The 22314-nt window shown below is 36.9% G+C and carries 17 protein-coding genes and 4 pseudogenes; 10 read left to right on the plus strand and 11 right to left on the minus strand.

What is annotated here, in order from left to right; all coding sequences use genetic code 11:
- Positions 1 to 87 precede the first annotated feature (87 nt).
- Positions 88 to 1468 (minus strand): annotated as a pseudogene (locus tag H3Z85_14170) (DUF1800 domain-containing protein).
- Positions 1469 to 2082: 614 nt separating this feature from the next.
- On the opposite strand from H3Z85_14170, the gene H3Z85_14175 reads away from it, so the two are divergent.
- The 8 genes and pseudogenes from H3Z85_14175 (at position 2083) to H3Z85_14210 (ending at position 10318) form a co-directional block, all read left to right on the plus strand.
- Entirely contained in the window at positions 2083 to 2646 is a 564-nt protein-coding gene (locus tag H3Z85_14175; GenBank protein ID QPQ50590.1) for a hypothetical protein, read from the plus strand.
- A gap of 103 nt (positions 2647 to 2749) precedes the next feature.
- The gene (locus H3Z85_14180) at positions 2750 to 3799 is read left to right on the plus strand and encodes a glucokinase (GenBank protein QPQ50591.1); all 1050 of its coding nucleotides are present in this window, start codon (positions 2750 to 2752) and stop codon (positions 3797 to 3799) included.
- A 140-nt stretch (positions 3800 to 3939) separates the two neighbouring features.
- Positions 3940 to 4506, plus strand: coding sequence for a YceI family protein (locus H3Z85_14185; protein QPQ50592.1), 567 nt, complete (start codon positions 3940 to 3942; stop codon positions 4504 to 4506).
- Positions 4507 to 4583: 77 nt separating this feature from the next.
- Positions 4584 to 5210: a YceI family protein gene (locus H3Z85_14190; GenBank protein QPQ50593.1), complete on the plus strand. Its 627-nt coding sequence runs from the start codon at positions 4584 to 4586 to the stop codon at positions 5208 to 5210.
- A gap of 154 nt (positions 5211 to 5364) precedes the next feature.
- Positions 5365 to 6006, plus strand: coding sequence for an alpha/beta hydrolase (locus tag H3Z85_14195; protein QPQ50594.1), 642 nt, complete (start codon positions 5365 to 5367; stop codon positions 6004 to 6006).
- Positions 6007 to 6106: 100 nt separating this feature from the next.
- Positions 6107 to 7449, plus strand: a pseudogene (locus tag H3Z85_14200) (ammonium transporter).
- 100 nt (positions 7450 to 7549) lie between these two features.
- Positions 7550 to 8968 (plus strand): L-serine ammonia-lyase, encoded by a 1419-nt coding sequence (locus tag H3Z85_14205; GenBank protein ID QPQ50595.1) that lies wholly within the window; start codon positions 7550 to 7552, stop codon positions 8966 to 8968.
- A 381-nt stretch (positions 8969 to 9349) separates the two neighbouring features.
- Positions 9350 to 10318 carry a helix-turn-helix transcriptional regulator gene (locus tag H3Z85_14210; GenBank protein ID QPQ50596.1) on the plus strand — a complete coding sequence of 323 codons (969 nt, stop codon included), beginning with the start codon at positions 9350 to 9352 and terminating at the stop codon, positions 10316 to 10318.
- Positions 10319 to 10356: 38 nt separating this feature from the next.
- Here the strand turns inward: H3Z85_14210 and H3Z85_14215 are convergent, their stop codons facing one another.
- Positions 10357 to 11202: a prephenate dehydrogenase gene (locus H3Z85_14215; GenBank protein QPQ50597.1), complete on the minus strand. Its 846-nt coding sequence runs from the start codon at positions 11200 to 11202 to the stop codon at positions 10357 to 10359.
- A 242-nt stretch (positions 11203 to 11444) separates the two neighbouring features.
- Complete coding sequence (locus tag H3Z85_14220; GenBank protein ID QPQ50598.1) at positions 11445 to 11993, minus strand: hypothetical protein; 549 nt, start codon at positions 11991 to 11993, stop codon at positions 11445 to 11447.
- A 157-nt stretch (positions 11994 to 12150) separates the two neighbouring features.
- On the opposite strand from H3Z85_14220, the gene H3Z85_14225 reads away from it, so the two are divergent.
- Positions 12151 to 12798 carry a hypothetical protein gene (locus H3Z85_14225; protein QPQ50599.1) on the plus strand — a complete coding sequence of 216 codons (648 nt, stop codon included), beginning with the start codon at positions 12151 to 12153 and terminating at the stop codon, positions 12796 to 12798.
- A 32-nt stretch (positions 12799 to 12830) separates the two neighbouring features.
- Here H3Z85_14225 and H3Z85_14230 read toward each other — a convergent pair whose 3' ends face one another.
- The 8 genes and pseudogenes from H3Z85_14230 to tsaE form a co-directional block, all read right to left on the minus strand.
- Positions 12831 to 13364 (minus strand): hypothetical protein, encoded by a 534-nt coding sequence (locus H3Z85_14230; protein ID QPQ50600.1) that lies wholly within the window; start codon positions 13362 to 13364, stop codon positions 12831 to 12833.
- Between the two features lie 469 nt (positions 13365 to 13833).
- Positions 13834 to 16115, minus strand: a pseudogene (locus H3Z85_14235) (cation:proton antiporter).
- A 104-nt stretch (positions 16116 to 16219) separates the two neighbouring features.
- Positions 16220 to 16609 (minus strand): hypothetical protein, encoded by a 390-nt coding sequence (locus H3Z85_14240; protein QPQ50601.1) that lies wholly within the window; start codon positions 16607 to 16609, stop codon positions 16220 to 16222.
- 109 nt (positions 16610 to 16718) lie between these two features.
- Positions 16719 to 17429 carry a response regulator transcription factor gene (locus H3Z85_14245; GenBank protein ID QPQ53902.1) on the minus strand — a complete coding sequence of 237 codons (711 nt, stop codon included), beginning with the start codon at positions 17427 to 17429 and terminating at the stop codon, positions 16719 to 16721.
- Positions 17404 to 18176 (minus strand): annotated as a pseudogene (locus H3Z85_14250) (histidine kinase). Before H3Z85_14250 ends, H3Z85_14245 begins: the two are co-directional and overlap by 26 nt.
- Before the next feature lie 19 nt (positions 18177 to 18195).
- Complete coding sequence (locus H3Z85_14255) at positions 18196 to 18567, minus strand: hypothetical protein (protein ID QPQ50602.1); 372 nt, start codon at positions 18565 to 18567, stop codon at positions 18196 to 18198.
- The gene (locus tag H3Z85_14260; GenBank protein QPQ50603.1) at positions 18567 to 19757 is read right to left on the minus strand and encodes an alanine dehydrogenase; all 1191 of its coding nucleotides are present in this window, start codon (positions 19755 to 19757) and stop codon (positions 18567 to 18569) included. Before H3Z85_14260 ends, H3Z85_14255 begins: the two co-directional genes overlap by 1 nt.
- Positions 19758 to 19825: 68 nt before the next feature.
- Complete coding sequence (gene tsaE, locus H3Z85_14265) at positions 19826 to 20233, minus strand: tRNA (adenosine(37)-N6)-threonylcarbamoyltransferase complex ATPase subunit type 1 TsaE (protein ID QPQ50604.1); 408 nt, start codon at positions 20231 to 20233, stop codon at positions 19826 to 19828.
- A 94-nt stretch (positions 20234 to 20327) separates the two neighbouring features.
- Between tsaE and H3Z85_14270 the strand changes: the two genes are divergently transcribed.
- Positions 20328 to 22313, plus strand: coding sequence for a DNA primase (locus H3Z85_14270; GenBank protein ID QPQ50605.1), 1986 nt, complete (start codon positions 20328 to 20330; stop codon positions 22311 to 22313).
- Position 22314 lies beyond the last annotated feature (1 nt).

Genomic DNA, 22314 nt, shown 5'->3' on the forward strand with positions numbered 1-22314 from the left:
TTTTACAGAATTAAATAGTAAATAAAAGGTTGTAAAGCGAAACTGCGAGTCACTATTACCTGTTGCCTGCAACCTGAAATCTTCTACCTAACATAACTGATATTCCGGAGTTGACATCAGGTTGATGACAGTCATTTTAATACTCTTGTCGGAAAAATTCTTTACCGTATTAATATCAAGACTTTTAGTTTTTTGAAGTATATAATCTTCACAGTTCTTTTGTGCAAATATTGTATCAACCCGATTCCAGTCTATGGTAATATTGGGATTTTTAAAGCTTTTATTGAGAGCCGTTTCACGGGATTTCATTCCCATATCAATATCATCGTCCTGGCGTGGACTATACTCCAATGGTCGCAGCCCGGACCATATCTGAGGAACCTGAAGCCTCAGCATCAGAGTAGAGCTGTCTATCCATGATTTTCCACTGGGCCATCCCGAAACATTCGGTGGATACAACAACATTTGCCCCAATAGCTTCTGGTATACGATGAGGTTTTCCGGATTCTGGATTTGCATGGGAAGAATTCGCATGATCCCGACCATCAGTTCGACTGGTGACTTGATCCTGTTTCCGATATTCTTTTCATCATAGAACCAGGAACTTGAAAATATCTCCGTCAGAAGTTTTTTTATATTGTAACCTGAATTGTAGAAATTTGTACTCAGTCTATTGACGATTTCATGATCTACGTTTTCATTGACAAAAAACTTATAGATCTTCGTTGTGATGAATTGCGAAGTTGCTTTTTGTTCCAGAATACTATTTAAAATATCTTCACCATTAAAATTTCCCGTTCTGCCTAAAAAATTTTTTACTCCTTCATCATGCAGGTTTTTTTCTTTCCTTAAAGTTTCCTTCCTTATCATAGCTCCAACCGGTAAATGCGCGTGCACCTTCTCTTACATCTTTCTCCGTGTAATTTCCTCTGCCCATGGTGAAAAGTTCCATGACTTCACGGGCAAAGTTTTCATTCGGATGATCTTTCTTATTCTGCTGGTTGTTCAGAAAGTTTAGCATGGCCGGTGACTGGCTCACTTCAAACAGCAGGTCTTTAAAACTACCTAAAGCGTTTTTACGGATCGTATTCAAAAGCTGTTTGTTGAATTTCGGATTGATGACTCTGGAGGCAAAATGCCCGTGCCAGAAAAATGCCATCTTTTCTCTTATTTGTTCCTTACCGTTCACCATCTGATTCAGAAAGTTCAGATTAAGTTCGTTGTTTTGCTCCCTGTTGATGCGCTGCATTTCCTTTTTCCTTTCTGCAGGAGTATTTGCGTTCATATCATCTGTAGTTGGATCTACATCCGGGGTATCATAGCTGATTTCGGTAAATTGATCTTCTTTAAATAATTCGCCAATAAGCGTTTTATTGCTTTTATTTTTCAGCTCCGAAATTTGGTTGATGCCAATCCCGAAACCTGCACGCCAAAGGAGATGTTTGTTTTTTATTAGTGAATCAGCCATCGTGAGAAAATTTATTTTTTTGATGTATTTGTAGTAAAAAGGTTAAAATAATAACGGGTTAAGGTTTGTTAATATTACTGTTGGATGATCAAAATATGGTCTGAAGGAAACATCGGCACTTCAAAAGATCAGTGCAACAGCTACCAACACACCAATGATTATAATGACGAGAAAGGTTCTGATATATCTATTTACAGGATTTACTGGATCTGATATTATAATTTGTATCAGTGATTTTATTCGTGCATTCGTGGCAATACTACAGAAGTACTCATTAAATGAAGCTATTCCTAGTGAGAAGGCATAACAATTACCAACATACTAATGATCATATTATGAAAGGACTTTAGAAACATTCTTATAGACGGGATAAATAACTGATAGGGTGTATTTTGACAAATCGTATCCGGATTTTACTTTGCATTTTTAGACTTAATTCACTTTTTAATATAAGTTTTTGATAATTTTGTTAAACAAACATTTAAAATTTGTTAAAATTAACCTGTTGAAATTCATTGTTTTATGGTTTTATTGAGTGTTAAAATCGAAAATACCACGGTGCTTGGCACGATTTTTACATCTTACCAGTTTAGTAAAATTTAAAAATTAGAGTTATGAAAATGTTTAAACAAGCAATATTGCTGGCTGGAATTTTAACAGCAGGTTTAGCAAGCGCTCAAAGTGCACAAATGAACAATATGCTTAAAGTTGGCGCAAATGTTGGTTTAGCAGTTCCTTCAGATAACCTTTCTGCTGCAGTAGGAGTAGATGTGGCTTACCAGAACCTGATCACTCCAGGATTCGGATTGGGTATCGCAACAGGATATTCTCACTATTTTGGAAAAGAAAATAACGGTTATAAAAATAATGACGTAGGAGTAGTTCCTGTAGCTGCTTTGATCAGAATTTATCCAAAACAAACCGGTTTCTATTTCGGAACAGACTTAGGATATGGTTTTCTGGTAGGAGATAAAACAGTAGCTTCCAATACCAATGTAGAAAGAGCTAGCGGAGGTTTCTACCTTAAGCCGGAAATCGGATACCACAACAGAGACTGGAACTTCTTCGTACAATACCAAAAGGTTTTTGTAGGAACTAAAGGAGATCTTCCGGGTCAGGACTATAATGTGGGGAATATCGGAGTAGGCTTCGGTTATAATATTCCATTAGGAAAGTAGTTAGATTTAATATAAACAATTATTAACCAAACCTTTTCACTTTTGTGAAAAGGTTTTTTTTATCTCTAAAGGATAATTATTATATTTGGTAAAATTTGAGGTTATGATTCTGAATCCAAAATTTCCACTTTATTTACCAGGAGTAGAGAACAGTAATAATGATAACGTTTCTATCATTGGGGCAAGCCTCCGTGAAGATATAACAATCTTAGGCTATTTTGTTTCCGGTGACGGAGGTCTTGAGATAAAAAAACAAAATACGTATGTAACCAAAGAATATACTTCTTTTGCTGATATTTTAAAGAAGTTTATTCAGGATAACCAGCTTGAAAACGTAAAACGTTTGGGAATGGCTGTACCGGGGCCGGTATTTGACGGCAAGAGTACTCCTCCACGATTAGGCTGGCATTTGGATATCGAAGTCTATAAAAGAGATTTCGGGTTTGAAAAAGCAGATATGCTGAACGACCTTGAAGCTTCCGCATACGGAATGGCTCTTCTTGAAGACGACGATCTTGATGCGATCTATACAAGCGGTCATCTCGAAAAAGGCAATGTAGCGATCCTTGCTCCAGGAAACGGACTGGGAGAAGCCGGATATTTCTTTGACGGGAAATACCTGAGACCATTTGCCACAGAAGGCGGACATTCTGAGTTTTCACCAAGAACCAACGTAGAAGTTGAGTTTTATCAGTTCTTAAATAATATCTACGGAATTGTAAGCTGGGAAAATGTATTATCTAAATCCGGTTTATTTAATATCTACAGATTTTTAAGAGATGTGAAAAGACATCCTGAGCCTGAATGGCTGGGTGAGCGTCTTGCCAGCGGTAACTTTGTAGACGAACTTTATAAAGCAGCTGTTGAAGAAAATGTAATGATCTGTAGAATTGCTTTAGATACGTTCCTGGAGTTTTTAGCAAGGGAAGCAAACAACTTGACGTTAAAGTTAAAAGCGACAGGTGGTTTACTCATCGCCGGAGATATTCCTCAGATGCTGAGAGAATATATGGATAAAGCCAAGTTCTATGAAAAGTTTAAGATCAGCGATAAAATGGAAGAGATGTTGAAAAACATTCCGATTTATCTGGTCAAGCAAAATCATACAGCTATAAAAGGAATTGCCCTTTATACAGCTTATTATCAAAATTAAAATACAAACTCCGGATTATTTCCGGAGTTTTTTATGAGATGATATTATTCATAAAAATAATCAATTTTCTTGATATACATCAATGTCATCTATCAAATAAGATGGCTACCTTTGCTTTGTTAAATAAACAAATCTATTCAATGAAAAAAATATTTTTACTGGCAGTATTAGCCGGTGGTTTAGCTTTCGGACAATCAAAAAAAGTGGTAGCTTCTGATATTCACTGGTGGGGATACAAAGTTGCAAAATCTGAGGCAAGCTCTCATGATGGAACGATTAAAGTGAAATCAGGAGATATGGTGATGAAAGGAAACCAATTGGTAGGAGGAAGCTTTGTTCTTGATATGACTTCCATCAACGCTACTGACCTTACAGGTGAATATCAGCAGAAATTAAACGGCCATCTTAAGAATGGTGACTTCTTTGAAGTGGAAAAACACCCTACAGCCACTTTCAAAATTACAGGAGTAAAGAAAAACAACGATAAGATCTACAACTCTTTAGTAACAGGAAATCTTACCGTGAAAGGAAAAACAAATCCGGTTACTTTCCCTGCTAAAATTGCTTACAGCAAAGGAGTAGTGAGTTTAGTATCCAACAAATTCTCTTTCGACAGACAGAAATTTGATGTAGCATACAAATCTACAATGCAGGATGTTTTTGTGAAAGATGATATAGATATGGTAGTAAAGGTAACTGCTCAATAAATTAATCAAAAAATATTGTTAAAAGTGTAGAAGTTCTACACTTTTTTTTATTTTTGTTGAATTGTAAATAAAAAAGAATGAAAAGATTACTATTGTTTGCTTTGGTGTGCGCAAGTATATCATTTGTTTCTGCCCAAAAGAAATTTGATAAAGTGTCTAAAGTGACCTCGTCAGAGATCAGATGGTGGGGATATAAAGTGGTAAAAACTGAAGCTTCATCTCACTCGGGAACCGTAAAATTAAAAAGTGGAAAATTTAATTTTGACCACACTGTTTTGGTAGATGGAGAGTTTGTAATAGATATGAGAAGTATGATGGCGGGCGATGTTTCTGATGAAGATCAGATCAAGCTTACCAATGATCTGAAGAGTACAAACTTCTTTGAAGTAAAGAAATTCCCGATTGCCAAATTCCATTTGACCAAAATTATACCGTTAGCAAACAGTGAGTTTAATTCTACCGTATATGGAGATCTTACCCTAAAAGGAGTAAGAAAGACAATTTCCTTCCCTGCGAATGTATATGTTACACAGTTTACCGTAGTAATTGAATCTGCCAAATTCTCCCTGAACAGGAGAGATTTTAAAGTATTCTACCAGTCGTCATTGAAAGATTATTTCATCAAGAACGAAATGGATATTCAGTTTAAAGTATCTACCGAAAAACTGGATAATGAAAACAGAATCCCTGTAAAAAAGAAATAGATTAAATACGATATTGAGATAAAATGAGCAGTTTTTTTTAAACTGCTCATTTTTTATTGAAAGCTGTAGCTAAAACTAAAGTAGAAATTCCTGTACTACAAATTCTATCCGCTCGGATCTGTTTTCATTACAGTATTTTTTATAAATTAGTCCTATGAAAATTTATATGGTAAGTGGCCTTGGCGCAGACTTTAAGGTTCTGGAAAGAATAGAGTTTCCCAAGCACTGTGAATTGATTTTTATAGACTGGCTCATTCCCGAAAAAAATGAGTCTTTTCATGCCTATGTGGAGCGGATGGCTGAAAAAGTAGATGATTCTGAGCCGTTCTATCTTTTGGGCTATTCTTTCGGAGGAATTATAGTACAGGAAATAAACCGCCTTAAACCTGCTGAAAAAGTCGTTATTTTAGGTAGTATAAAATCAGATAAAGAAAAATCAAGATTTATAAAAACCGGAGAGATCACAAAAATTCCAAGAATATTACCTGTAGGGCTTTTTAACGAAAGAGCAGCCCATGCATATGCGGTGGTAAGAAAGCTTTTTGATCCTAAAAATCCCAGACTTCTTCAGTATTTTAGAGTGAGAGACCCTTATTATCTGAAATGGTCTGTGGAGAAGGTTGCCGAATGGAAATTTGAAGAAACCCCAAACGTTGTACAGATATTGGGAGATAAGGATATTGTTTTTCCAATAAGGTATTCAAAACCTGATTATGTTATCAAAGGAGGAACTCATCTTTTTCCTGCCACCAAATACAAAGAAGTTTCTAAAATCCTGAATGAAGTTTTTGTGTAATATTATTCTTTGAATATTATTTTAATGGGGGTGTTGTGTTAAAAAACACTTTTTTTATGAGATTTATATTTAAATTTGATAGGGTTAAATATGAATTATCATGAAAATTGGTTTAAAATGGATCGTTTCATTCTCTCTTATTGCTCTTGTGGCAGTGGGAGGATTATTTTGGAATCCGGAAATACCTGTCGTCAATACCGCAGATTTTCTTTCCGAAGATAAAATTGTAGGTGCAGATGTAGCATGGATTCTTGCCGCCGCCGGGCTGGTGCTTCTCATGACTCCGGGACTATCTTTTTTTTACGGAGGAATGGTAGGTAAGAAAAATGTCATTTCTACTATGCTGCAGAGCTTTATTGCTCTGGGAGTTATTTCCATAGTCTGGATAGTCGTGGGCTTTTCTCTTTCTTTTGGAGAATCATTAGGATTTACTTTTAACGGAAAGCACTATGGAGTTATAGGAAATCCATTAACCTATCTCTTTTTTACTGGAGTAGGAAATCTTCCCCATAAAGCGATGGCCTCCACCATTCCTTTTATCTTATTTGCCCTGTTTCAGATGAAATTTGCAGTGATTACTCCTGCCATTATTACCGGATCTTTTGCTGAAAGGGTTCGTTTTATATCCTACCTTTTATTTATTGTACTTTTCAGTCTTTTTATTTATACTCCGCTATGCCATATGGTATGGCATTCGGAAGGCCTTCTGAATACCTATTTTGGTGTCAAAGATTTCGCCGGAGGAACAGTGGTGCATATGAGTGCCGGTTTTGCGGCTCTTGCAGGAGCTCTTGTGGTTGGAAACAGAAAGAATCCGCATCATGAGCCTTCCAATATTTCGTATGTACTCTTAGGAACAGGCATGTTGTGGTTCGGCTGGTTTGGATTTAATGCAGGATCTGCCTTGAGTGCTTCTGCTTCTGCAGCAACGGCATTTGGAACGACGACTATTGCTTCAGCTTCCGCGATGATGACCTGGATTTTTTTGATAGAATCAATGGAAGAAGTGTCTCGGCTTTGGGTGCCTGCATCGGAGCAGTGGTTGGATTGGTGGCCATTACTCCCGGATGTGGTTTTGTCAGTATCCAGGAAAGTCTTTTCATAGGGTTTATTACGGCTATTGTTTCCAATATAATGGTCAACTGGAAAGCTTTAAAAAAAATAGATGATACGCTGGATGTTTTTGCCTGTCACGGCGTAGGAGGAATTATGGGGATGATCCTGACAGCGGTCTTTGCCCACGGGGAAAACGCAAGTCTTTTGCATGGAGGAATTGATGTTTTTCTTCACCATATGGCAGCGTTGGTTCTTGTTTCTGTATTTACATTTTTCGGGTCGCTGGTATTGTATAAGGTTACAGATTCCATTATTACATTACGGGTATCGGAAGAAGCTGAAAATAAAGGGCTTGATCTCTCCCAGCACGAAGAGAGCCTGACTTGATTTTCTCTATTTTTATATTATCATTAAACCTCCGTGAAATCCTGGATTTTATTAAGATTTATCATGTATCTTTGCTTTAGAGGAAAATGACGAATCATTTATGGAATCAATATCGGTTTTTGAGATTATTAAAGTAGGGATAGGCCCGTCCAGTTCGCATACGATGGGGCCGTGGAATGCTGCATCTGCATTTATCAGAATTATTAAAAGAGAAAGATCAATCGAAGAAGTGAAAGAGGTTTTTCTTGAGTTTTTCGGCTCACTGGCAAAAACGGGGATCGGACATGGTACTGATATAGCAGGAATGCTGGGTTTAAATGGAGAAGATTTTAAAACAATCGATACTTCAAAAATTGATGAGAAAATTGACCACATAAAAAATACTCAAACCATTAACTTAGGTGGTGAGAAGCTGATCCCTTTTGTTTACGGGCATCATTTGATCTTAAACATGCAGAAATCACTTGATTTTCACCCCAACGGAATGATCTTCAGAGCTGTTTTTGAAGATGGTACTGAGCTTGTTCAGGATTTTTATTCTGTGGGAGGAGGTTTTATTGCAAGCCAGGAAAAGAACTCCATTGAAAAACATTGTGTCCGTACATTGTACCCGTGTCACCATGGCTCAGACCTTACAAAATATTGCCAGAAACTGGGATTTGATAAAATTTCGGATTTAATTTTAATAAATGAAGAAAGCTGGAGAACCCAGGAAGAAACAAAACAGGAAGCCCTTTATATCTGGCAGCAGATCAAAGAATGTATTTATAAAGGAGTTAATAAGGAAGGTATTCTTCCCGGAGGCTTAAATGTTTCCCGAAGAGCTGCCGGAATAAACAGAAAGCTTTTAGGGGATAAAATTTATAAAAATATTGACGAATGGTTCCAGCTGGTAGTAGATGCGGAAGAGAATTTTACCAATATCAATAAATGGATTGCCTGCTTTGCACTGGCAGTAAACGAAGAGAATGCAAGCTTCGGAAGAATCATTACCGCGCCTACCAATGGTGCTAGTGGAGTAATCCCGGCTGTATTAATGTATTCACAGGCATTTACACCATTTACAAGCGAAGAGGATATTGTAAGATTCCTTCTTGTGGCCGGTGAAATAGGTACATTGTTTAAGAAAAATGCAACAATATCTGCGGCAATGGGAGGTTGCCAGGCAGAAATCGGGGTGTCATCAGCCATGGCGGCGGCAGGACTTACAGAAATCCTGGGAGGAAGCGTAGGACAGGTGATGATGGCTGCAGAAATTGCAATGGAACATCATCTTGGATTAACATGTGATCCTATCAAAGGACTTGTGCAGATTCCTTGTATTGAAAGAAATACAATGGGTGCTATGAAAGCAATTACGGCCGCTAATATTGCTCTTGAAAGTGACCCGACCAAAGCAAAAGTAACATTAGATGAGGTCATTCAGACGATGTGGGAAACCGCACAATCGATGAGTGATCGCTTCAAAGAAACTTCAGAAGGCGGATTAGCTATTGCGGTAAACGTACCGGAGTGTTAAAGATAAAAACGTAATAAAAAAGTCCCCGGATACAGGATCCGGGGACTTTTTTATTGCCGGAGTTCCATAGTTTTTAGGCTATTGCAGAATCAGAATCATGTATAATTTAAGTATTTTTATCTGTAAGAATTGTGTTATTGTTTGCTTGGAATATTTTCTTATCACCTGTTAGAAAAATTCATCCGAAAGCTATAACGATTCATTTGTGTCTGATATTTATTTTCCAAAATTATCTATATTTATAAAACAGATTCCCTTGTAATAAATTGATTTTCAAAATGCACTTATATTTATTAAATTATTGATAATGAATATGTTATTTAAAAAAAATGATTGGAAATGAATTGCTTGTCGGTTGATGAAAAAAAATTATAGCTAAAAATGGAAGACCTTAAACATCACTTTATACATCAATACGTAATTCTTACCTGTTGCTTTTTATTGCTGAATATTTTCATTTATCAATTTTTTATGTCCGGTTCTTTTCTGGTATTGTATTTTAGTATGGCGCTGTTGATTTTATCTTATACCTATTTATTAATAAGAAAAAAATATAATGCCAATAAAATTATGCATATCTATATGATCATTGGCCCGTTATATATATCTTATATTTTGGTTGCATTTTGGGGAACTTCGGTGGGGAGTTTTGTAATGTTGCTTCCCCTGCCACTTGCTGCTTATATTTTTTTTTCAAAGAAAGAGGCTATGGCTTATTCATTCTATTTACTGCTCATTGTCATTGCTTGTTTTCTGGTTCATAAATATTCAGGATTTACATTTGAAAGATTTCCTGCAGATAAAATTATGATTACAGATATTCTTCTTTTTTGTTATAACCTTCTTGTCATTGCCGGTTTGCTTGTTTACAACAAAAAGCTTAACAGATTGGCTTTTTTATCGGATATTCAGGCTCTAAAGATATCGGCAGACAAAGAAGAACGGAAGAAAATAAAGGTTTCAGAAAAGGCAGGTGAGAAGGAAAATATTGATGAAGAAATAGTAGATAAACTCACTCACGTTATGGAAACCGAGATGCTGTTTAAAAACCCGAATCTGAATATTGCCGGTTTAAGCAGCCGCTTTCATGTAAATTACACTTACATTTCGAAGATTATCCGCTATCTGGGGTATACGAACTTTAATCATTACCTGAATGCATACAGAATTCGCCATGTGAAAATGCTTATCGGTGAAAGTGACCTGCAGAAAGTGACATTGATGCACATTTATACCGAGGCCGGGTTTTCCAATCAGGCTACTTTTAACAGAGTTTTCAAACAAATGGAAGGTATTACGCCAAGTGAATATATAAGTTTGACAAAAGAAGAAAAGACAGAATTGAATTAGTCCGGGTTTTGATACGAAATTCTAAGAGAAAATCCCGGTTATTTATCCAGGATTCCTCTTATTTTGTTGGCGTTGGTGATCAATTCTTCCAGGTATTCATAGTTTTCTTTTTCCAGGGCAGACTTGAACTTTCTGAGTTGAGTGATGTGCTCGTTCAGTACATCAAGCACATTTTCTTTGTTTTGTTTGAAAATGGGAACCCACATTTCAGGATGAGATTTGGCAAGACGTACCGTACTGGAAAAACCTGAACTCGCAAGCTGAAAGATAGTCTCCTCTTCACGTTCTTTCTCCAACACAGTATTGGCAAGCGCATATGATGTGATGTGGGAAATATGTGATATATAAGCTGTATGAATGTCGTGATCCTCAGCATTCATATAGATCATATGCATATCTAAGGCATTTACAACATCTTTCACAGTTTTCAGTGCGTCGTCTGCAGATTCTTCCTGATTACAGATTACCCCGGCTTTACCTGAAAAGCTTTCCGCAATGGCAGACTTCGGACCTGAGTTTTCCGTTCCCCACATCGGGTGAAAGGCCACAAATCTTGAACGATTTGGATGGTTTCTGACAGCACCAACGATTCCCGCTTTAGTAGAACCCGCATCCATAACAGTCTGATGGCCGGAAATCAAATTAAGAACTTCAGGTAGTAATTTTCTGGCGGCATCTACCGGAACAGCTATGATAATCAGATCGGCATTTTTAATGCCTTCCTCAAGGTTTGCCTCTGCGTCAATGATTTTCAGATCAAGAGCATCGGTGATATGTTGTTTGTTGTAATCGATTCCGTAGATAAAACTGGCGATTCCTTTTTCTCTTAATTTTAATGCCATTGAACCTCCGATTAGTCCAACTCCTATAATACTTATTTTCATCTTTACAATTTGTTTAAAATAAAAAAACCTCGTCCAGGACGAGGTTTTAAATTATGTTCATAAGAATCCCTATCCCAGATCTGAGGTAAAAATTCTATAATAATATGTTCCGTTGTTAAAATTCACAAGGCGAAGTTATAAAATATTTTTGAATCCGGAGAAATTTTAATGAAAATTTGTAATTTAATAAGTGAACAGGTTTGAATTTTTCCCCTCTGTACATTGTTTTAAAAAATCATCGGTTAATTTCTTCTTCTCGGTCCTCCCGGATAATTACAGTGCTTTGACGTATTGCCGGCAAATAATAATATATTTTTTGGAAAATGATAGGGCGGTTTGGGAGCTTTGATGATCTTCCATTCTAAATAATTCGAATTAATCAGCTGAAGCTCTGCCATCCCTTTATTCTCTTTTGATCCTAAAAAACTGTAAAATTCAGCGATGATTTTTCCATTGACGATTCGTCCATGAATATTATACCCGGTGTTGCTGCAGTCCAGTATTTTTCCTTTATCAGCTTTTGCACAGTAGCGTCCTATTACAGAATCTTTTTCATTTTTCAGGTCTAAGGTAAAATATTCAAACATGCTGTCACTGGAATCCGAATAAGTATCATAGGTCCATTTTTTTGTTATTAATGTTTTGAGCCTATAATTTCTTACGCTGATGATGGAATCATTGAGAGAAATGGTATCCTGAAAAGGATTGATCTGGGTTTCCATTGGATTATTGCTTTTTTTACAGGAGATCAGCCCCAGAACAATAAATAAGAGCAAGAATCGGGTAGTCATTTGTTTTTTTATCATTTATAATTAGCGAAGCTATGGTTAAGACATAGATACGTCTTTTAACGTAAACTTACAAAAATTACACAGTCATTATTAATGGGTATTCTTTTATCATTTTTTTTGATAATTTTAAACAAATATTTTACAGAAATACCAAGTGATGAAAAACAGGTTTTTATATTTTTCTTTTATTTTATTCATTGCCGGTAACACTGCGTTTGCAAAAGGATTTTCTGATCAATCAATTGGTATTTCCGCAAGAAAGGATACATTGAAAATGAAAACTGTTGTCAACGGAGAAGTCCCGAAATCCAATGAATACCTGAAAGAACGTCTTAAGCCTATTCAATCCGGTTATAAAAGAATCAATTCTATCAGACAGTGGACTGCAATCACGAAGAAAAATATTGAAGGCGAGTCGACAGAAGGAGGAGAAGCGGCATTTTACTATAAAAATAAACGATTGGAAAAAGTGATTGCCAGACATTACGGGGAAATGGGCCGGAAGCTTATAGAATATTATCTTTTGAACGGACGTTTATCTTTTGTTTTTGAAAAAGAGTATACCTACAATCGTCCTTTGTTTTACGATCTGAAAGCTATGAAAGAAAACGGTGATACTGAAGCATTTGACCTTAATAAATCAGATATCATGGAAATCAGGAGTTATTTTGAAAAAGGAAATCTGATATATACGGTCAACAATAAGGATACCGTGGCTTCCTTTGGGAATGATCATACACAGAAGAAAGAACAAAAAATCTCCGAAGACTTTCAGAGACTTTTAAAACTTTCACAGGAAAAATAATCGATGCAAAAATATTTTTTTTTACCCTCACATCAAGAAGCTTTAATGCTGGCAAGTCTTTCTTCTACCTCTTTGATTTTATTTAGCCAGTAATTTATTCCTTCCTGATTGGTTACCGTTTGCTTAAAAGCATTATTACTGACTGTCCGCAACTGAGAACCGTTTTTCTGATACTCCAGTTCGCGTTCCTTTTTATTTTCGGGCTCAACACGGTATCTCCAGAAAACAAGGGCATGCATGTATTCTGAACGGATTTTTTCCAGGTAAGCAATAATGGCCTTTCTGTCCTGAGGAATATATCCCGGCCCTGAGCATCCGCAGGAATGGAACGTTATTCCGACAGTATATAAATCTTTGATGTGTGCCCATTTTTTATCATCGTTTTTTGGAGGAGATTCAAAATCCAGCCCCATACTGGCCATCAAATTTCCGCATTCGGGACATTTGGCTTCTACAGAGATCCGGGCATCCCGGTCCACATCTTTTAAGACGCGGCGTTTGAATGTTTTCCGGCAATTGAAACAGGCATAGTGACGTTTATAGATCGTCATGGCGTATCGGCACATTGTGTTTTTTATTAATCGTTAGTGTTTTATTTATATGGGTGTTTATTTTTGTGTAAAATTATGAATTTTTGTGAATTGTTAGAAATATAATTGTCAGGAATATAATTGTTGGATTTGAACTTTTAATGGTTATTTTACCGGATCAGGAACGAGCCGGACCAAATTTTTACCAGTGATCAGTTCCCTTATTGTATACAGAACACAGGCGATTCCCAGGTCGCCATAGCAGCATGTAAGTCTTGAAGCATATTTTGAATTTTCCTTACAACCTTCCATATAAACATAGTACGCAAACTCCGTTATCGTATTTCTGACAAAAGAAAATCTCTCCCAGAATTCTTATTGAAAACAAAAATCGACAGCATTTACTTGAAATACTGTCGACTTGATATGGTCTTTATTTCATGGGGCATAATTGATAATTGGGATCATCAAAAATTGCAGAAATAGTAAGACCGATCGGAACTGTTTACGGGTTTGAAATGATTAATGTAGAAGGGATGTCAGATAGCCAAAGACTCTTTGTGTCAATCAGGTTTTTCCAGCTTTTGCTGCTGATCAGCATCAGGTCCTGTGAATTCAGGAATTCTTTCTCAATTTTCTTTTCGTTATATAAAGTGATGTGATTGGGTGCTACCTGTTCAATGCTTCGGATCAGCTCTTTTACTTCGATATTGTTGCGGATCTGTCCTGCTGCATCAAGAATGATAACCTGAGAATTGTTATTATTGATAAGCCTTTTCGCATATTCAAGCAGGTAAAAATCACTGAGGTTAAAGATCGGGACAAATATTTTGTCTGCAGTATTGAATTCTTTATCAACCAGGATACCGACAGGAATGGTTGTTTTATCCAATACCTGGAGGGTGAGGTCATCAAAAGGAGATGTGTTGAAAATATTTCCTTTTCCTTTTACGGTATTTAATAATTTTTCAGGATTAATTATTTTTGTGGTAAACCCTAATAATCTTCCCAATAAACTGCCTTCGTACATCGATTTTCCGAGCATGATCAGCAGAAGATCATAGTTTCCTTTATTGGTAATATTGGTCAGATCACTTTCTACATCCGTAGATGCCTTGAACAACGTCGTCACTGCAAGTTTAAGTTCCTGGGAAGTTTCAATTACATTTTTAAACTGTTCTTTTTCAAAATTTTCGATATCGAAGGCATGAAGTTCGTCAACCGGAACAATATTCATTGCGGTCACACTTTTATTGCCATTCATCTTATGAGTGAAGTTGTCTGCCAGTCTTAAAAGTTTGCTTCCTGATTTTGCTGTTTCAAATGATAACAGAACTCTGTATTTGGAATCATGATCATCTTCCTGCTCTTCTTCAATCATTGATTTTTTTCCTTTAAAAAGGTAATTGATCAGATCAAGGCACGGTCCGGTCATAAAAGTGGTAAATAAAGCCATGATGACAAGCATAGCAAACAATTCAGGACCTAAAACTCCAAGATCATAGCCGATATTCAGTACGATAAGTTCGGTAAGACCTCTGGTATTCATCAGCGCACCGATCGTGAGACTGTCTTTCCAGCTGATTTTCAGAAATCTGGCGGTAAGGGCGCTTCCCACAAACTTTCCGGTAACAGCAGTAAGAATGATCAGGCCTCCTATTTTCCATAGATGGATATCATTCAGCAATCCGATCTGCGTTCTTAATCCGGTAAATACAAAGAAAAGCGGGAGTAGTAAAACCAGCGCAACATCTTCTACTTTTTCGATAAAAAGGTTTCTGAATTTTATATTCTCAGGCATGATAGCCCCGGCCATAAAGGCTCCAAAAAGGGCATGAATTCCGATAACTTCTGTTGCATATGACGAGATAATCAGAACCAGAAAAAGATTGCTACCAATGATTTACTGATAAAGCCTTTTCCTTTTTGTGATTCTGCAATTCTGTTCAGGAATGGTCTCACTGCTTTGATCATGATAAAAACATACAAGATAGCCATGATGATCACAAACAATGATCCCGAAAATGATCCGGCTTTCACAACAGCGATTACAGCGGCTAAAATACACCATGCCGTAATATCATCTGCTGCTGCACAGGTAATAACAACTGTTCCTATTTTTGTTTTGTGAAGATTTCTTTCCTGTACAATTCTTGCCAGAACAGGAAAAGCGGTAATACTCATGGCAATAGCAATAAATAAGGCAAATGAACTGAATTGAATGCCCTCAGGAGCAAATTCCTTATAAATAAAATAGGATAAACCGACTCCCAGCGCAAAAGGAAAAATAATACTGGCATGGCTGATGACTACAGCATCGTGAGCTTTTTTTCTCAAAACACTCAGGTCAAGTTCCATCCCTACAATATACATGAAGAGAATGAGACCTATCTGGCTTAAAAACTGCAAATTTCCTAATGACTCTTTTGGAAAGATAAAGGCAGAAAGTTCAGGAAAGTATAATCCGAAAAGGGAAGGCCCAAGAACAATACCTGCGATCATTTCGCCAATTACTGATGGCTGTTTTAGTTTTATACAAATCCATCCGAATAGCTTGGCGACAAGGATAATCGTAACAATCTGTGCGAGAAGAAGCGCCAGAGGATGATGGAGGTTTGTTAAGAATGAATCGGCAAAATTTTCCCACATGGTAGAACCTGTAGTTTTAGGAAGCGCAATATTTTCCCCAATTTCCAGTGTTTTTCCTTCCACAAAAAACCAGTACATCAGGCATGAAAAAAATGCAATTGTACTGATGTAAAAAATAATATTTTTATATTTCCCCAAATTCATGATTCCTTTATTTTGATGCAAAGTTGATAAGAATAAACTTATATTAAAATACCCTGGTTTTTAAAATGTAATGAATGTTCTAAAAAATGTAATAAAAGCTATCTGAAAGAATAGCCTATACCAATTCCTATTTTCCATTTTCCATTCTGATCTGCAGTTTTGGAATTATAATAGACCGGAATCTGCAGCGCAATCTTTTTATAAACTGTAGTAAGACCGGCTCCTAAAGTAGGAGTAATAGGACTATTTCTGGTTCCTGAAGAGCGGTCTTCTTTAATCCTCAATGAGGGAAGCATTCCCAGAATAAATTTAATGTTTTTGTGGGTGAGGCTTACGTTGGGCCCTGTAAAGTTGACGAAAGCACCATGATCTACATATCCGGCTACTGCGATTCCGTCGAAAAAGGAAGCTTTAATCCCGGAAGAAGCTTCTTGCGAAAAACACAGTCCGGATATGAGAATTCCTGCTGCATACATGAAGTTTTTCATTATAAAATCAATTAATTCGCAGTAAAAGTACATCCGTCGGATGTTTTAAAAAGGGCATGTGTAATAAAGCGAAAGTTTTCTGTAATGAAACCTGAAATGTTTGAAAAGTCTATTTTCCAAACAGCTCCATTAGTGAGTTTTTGTAGGTGTCACCGATCTGTAGTTTAAGGAAATTTTCACCCTCGGTGTGTATGCTGGTTATTATTTCGCTGGTGGTAAATACTTTTATCACAGAGAGGGCAATGATCTCTTTCTTATTAACTTGTGCAAAATCCTTGGCAGGAAGCATTTCAAGCAGATTTTTAAAATTGAGGTTTTTCAGTACAATCGTCGTTCCGTCGTTCAGGGTGATATCTTTGTCTCTGCTGTCGATTTCCGAGGTTTTGATATATACGATCTGTTCAGTAAGAATAATAGTTTTCCCGATATTGGTATTCCACTCAATGAATGCTTTTTTCTGCGGAATCTCGATCTGTTCTTTGGCCTTTTCAAATGCCTGCATCAGGCGTTCTTTTTTGATGGGCTTCCTTACATAATCGACAACATTAAGATCAAAAGCTTCTGCAGCATATTCTTTATAGGCAGTGGTGAAAATTATTTTTTTTGAACCGGAGATCAGTTCTGCGACCTGAAGGCCTGTCATCCCAGGCATTTCAATATCAAGAATACAAAGATTACAGTCAAGATGATGTATTTCTTTCAGAAAGAGTTTAGGATCGTTGAATGCTTTTACCACTTCCACATCGTCGATCTGTTCGCACAAAAGCTTTAAATAGCTGATGGCTAGTAATTCATCATCCAGAATAACGCATTTTATCATAGAATTCACCTAAATTGATTTTTAATTCTGCTGTGAAGATACCGTTTTTTGAACTCTTTTCGAGTGAATAATAAGAGCTGTAGATCATCTTAAGCCTCTGATCCAAAGACTGACTTCCAAAGCCACTTTTTTCTTTTTCCAGACTATTTCTTAAGGAAGCTTTGTTGCCCACTTTCATCGTGAAAATCCCGTTTTCAAGCTCCAGATGAATGGAAATAAAAGAATCCTGTGCAAGAAAATCAGTATGTTTGAAAGCATTTTCAATAAGATCCACAGATATTAAAGGAGCAAAAACCTTCTCTTCATACAGAGAATCAGATTTATTGATCCTGGATTTAATCCTGAAATCAAAAAGAGGATTGATCTTGATCTTATTGATCTCAATCAGATTTAAAGCGAAATTCAGTTCCTCTTTTGGACTTACATATTTATTATTGCTTTCATATAAAATATAATCCAGCACATTAGCCAGTTTATCCAGAGACATATACGTCTGATACGCATGAGACTGCACCGAATTAAGGATGTTTTTAAATAAATGCGGATTCAGTTTCGTACCGATATGTTCCAGGCGTACTTCATTCAGACGCTGTTCAATAATTTTATTGCTTTCTGATAACTGGGTGTTTTTCTTTTTGGCTTTCTGATGCTCATTAAAAAGGTAAATACTGGTCGTCAGAAAAAGAAAATGGCAAAAACTCCGATGAATATCAGATAATCATGGATCATGTAGTAATTGCCTCCCATATATCAGTAGTTATAAAGACTATTTAAGTTTTTTTAGCCCGTTTATGGTTACACTTTCTTCACATTTTTCAAAAGTGATCTCATAGATAGGCTTTTTTTCAGGGTAGACGATCGTATATCCCGGACATGGTTTTTTTTGTGCCTGGCTTCGGTCAAAATCTACTTTTCCTTCTGTGATGATGCTGTCTTTTACAAATTTTTCATCAATTCTGTAAGTGCTCATAGCGGCTTTAGCCTGTTCAGAATATTTAAATTCTTTGGAAAGGGTTTCTGCAATGACACGGCTATTCGGTAAATATCCGCTGCAGCTGGCTCCCTTCTTGTTTAAAATAAAAAATACGAGTAAAAGCCCCGGAACGAAGCCTATGGCATAAAATTTCAGTTTTTTCATTAGAAAATTAAAAGATTGATATCGTGGTACGTAAGTCCGAAACGGTCACAGATGATCTTTTTAGTATGTCTTCCCTTGTACATATATAAACTCTGCTTCATTTCATTTTTGCGGATCAGCATGTTTTCAAAACCGCCTTCTTCATCATAATTTAATATATAGGAAAGGAAGAAATTCGAAATGGCCTTTGTGGTAGTTCTAGGCATTCTAGACGTAAGGTTGGGAAGTCCGCAATGAATCACCCCGTGTTTGATCACATAAGGATTTTCCATGGTAGTCAGTTCAGAGGTTTCAATCACCTTACCGTTGTCTATGGTAATATCAATGATGACACTGCCTTTTTTCATTTTCATCACCATATCTTCAGTGACGATCGGGGTCATATTCAATCTCGGAAGAGCTCCTATTACTACATCTGCTCGTCTTAAACTTTTGCTCAGCTCTTTAGGATCAATGATTGAAGTCGGAACACGGCTGTCTACCATGGTATGAAGTCTTCTTAATTTTGATAAAGAATTATCGAAAACCTTTACACTGGCACCCAGGCCAATGGCTGCTTTTGTAGCAAATTCACCTACGATTCCGGCTCCCAGAATAACTACTTCTGCAGGTCTTACTCCTGTAATTCCTCCCAGCATTAAACCGTTGGAAAGAGCCAGTAGTTCTGATGCATATAAAATAGAAACAGTTCCCGCAATCTCGCCGATGAGTCGTACCAAGGCAAGTTGTTTGTATTCGTCAACGATAAATTCAAAAGCAATGGCATTGATTTTCTTCTCTGCAAGCTTTAAGAAATAGGATTTTTCTCTAAGGTTGATCTGAAGCGCTGAAACCAGATAGGTATTAGGTTTCATAAAATCAATCTCGTCTTCTGTAGGAGGATTGACCTTTAGGATAAGGTCCTGCCCGAAGGCTTCCTTAGGATCATTCGTGATCTTTGCCCCGGATTCAGAATACTGTAAGTCTGTAAAAAATGAACCCTGACCGGCTCCTGATTCTACAATGATCTCATGGCCGTGCTCTACCAACACCTGTACGGCGTCAGGAGTAATGCAGGTTCTCCTTTCGTTAAGACAGGTTTCCTTAGGTATTCCAATACTGAATTGTTTTCCTTTTTTTATCACCTCCAATTTTTCCTCTTTCGGCATCAATTCTTCTTCTGTGAAAGGAGTAAAAATGTTTGTACTCATCCTTAAATTAAATTATGTCTTACAGATTGTTATTTACTGTTGAATTAATAAGCAAAGATACATAATATTTAATCGAATAAGATTTCTCTGCTTTCACCGGTATTCACAATACTCATTGTGTGGTACTTGAGACCGTAAAGTTCTTCTTCGTATACTTCCGGCCACTCAATAATACATAGAAAAGAGTTGTCCAGGTACTCTTCGATACCGATATCATAAACTTCTTCAATATTTTTCAGACGATACAAATCGAAATGGTAGATTTTTCCTTTTGATGTATTGTATTCATTGACAATCGAATAGGTAGGAGAGTTTACTTCATCTTCACTTCCTAGGTTGTTAAGTAAAAACTGGGTAAACGTGGTTTTTCCTGCTCCCAGATTTCCTTTTAATAAAAGGATGTTATGTTGCAGCTGAGGAAGGATACTGTCTACTACTTCCTGCCAGTCTTCTATTGTATGTATTGTAAATTGCATAGGCTAATTTGTTGCAAAAATAATCATAAAACACATCAAATATATACTACACTTATATAATTGCCGTGTTTTTTTTAATGTGTATTTTTGCAGTATGATTTCTAAGCAGACCATTGATAAAATATTTTCTACAATCCGTGTTGAAGAGATTGTGGGCGAATATGTGCAGTTGAAAAGAGCGGGGTCTAATTATAAAGGACTCAGCCCGTTTCATGAGGAAAAATCTCCAAGTTTTGTTGTTTCGCCAAGTAAACAGATCTGGAAAGATTTCTCTACAGGAAAAGGAGGAACGGCGATCTCTTTCCTGATGGAAATTGAAAACTTTACCTATCCTGAAGCATTGCGCCATGCAGCCAAAAAGTATGGAATTGAAATCGAAGAAGATCAAAGAGAGATCTCCGAAGAAGCCAAAAATGCCCAGACAGAGAAAGATCTCTTATATAAAATCCACGAAGTTGCCAATACCTATTTTCAGGAAGTGCTTTGGGATGATGCTGATGGAAGAAGTATAGGACTGTCGTATTTTAAGGAAAGAGAACTTAAAGATGACATCATCAGGAAATTTCAGTTGGGATATTCTCCGGAAAAGAAAAATGCCTTTACCCAATATGCCCTGGAAAAAGGGTACACCAAAGAGATTCTGGAGAAATCGGGACTTTCCATTTTTCCTGAAAATACACCTGCCGGAGTTGACCGTTTCCGCGAAAGGGTGATTTTCCCTATTCATAGTTTTTCAGGAAGGGTGTTGGGCTTTGGGGCCAGAATTCTTAAAAGTAATGTTAAAACAGCCAAATATCTCAACTCACCGGAAACTGAGATTTATCATAAATCTAATGTCCTTTACGGATTAAATCAAAGTAAACAGTCTATTTCAAGGAAAAATGCCTGTCTATTGGTTGAGGGATATATGGATGTGATCTCACTTCATATGTCGGGAATTGAAAATGTGGTGGCAAGTTCCGGAACTTCCCTGACAACAGAGCAGATCAAGCTGATAAAAAGGCTTACAGAAAATGTGACGATTCTTTTCGATGGTGATAACGCCGGTATTAAAGCGAGTTTCCGAAGTATCGACATGTTGCTGACAGAAGGGATGAACATCCGTGTACTTTTATTCCCGGATGGTGATGACCCGGATTCTTTCGCCCGAAAACATCCGCAGGATTATGTAGAGAAATACATCGAAAATGAAGCGATGGACTTCATTGATTTTAAGGCGGAAATCCTGCTGAAAGATATCGGAAATGACCCGATAAAAAAGGCTGAAGCGATCCGTGATATTGTAAAATCTGTTTCCTTTGTACAGAATGCCCTGAAAAGGGAAGTATACCTTAAGGAAGTTTCCAATAAATTTGGACTTTCAGAGCAAAGTCTTTTCAATGAGCTGGATGTTCAGAAACAGATTACTCAGAACCAGACCCATCATGTTCAGCAGCAGCAAAAAGAAAAGGAAGCTCCGAAAATGGAGATTGTTCCCTTGGATCAGGAAAAAGAAGATCCTTTCTTATTTGAGGTATTGTTTATGGAAAATAAGCTTGTTGAGCACATGCTTGCGTTCGGAGATATTGTTCTGAAACGCAGGACTGAAAATAATGAAGAATATCAGATCACGGTTATCGAAGAAATTCTGCATCATTTTGAAGAAGAGCAATATGCATTTTTAGTTAAAGGAAATGAGATTATTATCAATCAGGTAAAAGAGGGAATTCAGAAAGAGGAGTTGAGGAGTGGAAACTTTTTCGTATCTTTTATGGATGAAGAAATTACCTCAAAAGTTGTAGATGCCCTGATCCCTTTAGACGAGCTTGAAAATTGGGCTTCCCGGAATATTTATCCCCCAAACTACGGAGATAAAGTAGCAGATCAGATTACAGGCGATGTTTTGCTGCATAAATACAGGTACATTGACTATCTGATCAAAGAAACTGCAAAAGAACTGGATCAATACAGCAATACCGATGAAGGAAAATACTATGAGCTGATCAAAAAAATCACCCTACTGAAACAGGCTTCCATGCGATTGAGCAATATCATCGAGTATTCGCCTATCAAAGGAATCTATGTGGATAGAAAAAGATAGA

This window comes from Chryseobacterium indologenes (assembly GCA_016025055.1).
Classification (GTDB): Bacteria; Bacteroidota; Bacteroidia; order Flavobacteriales; family Weeksellaceae; genus Chryseobacterium; species Chryseobacterium indologenes.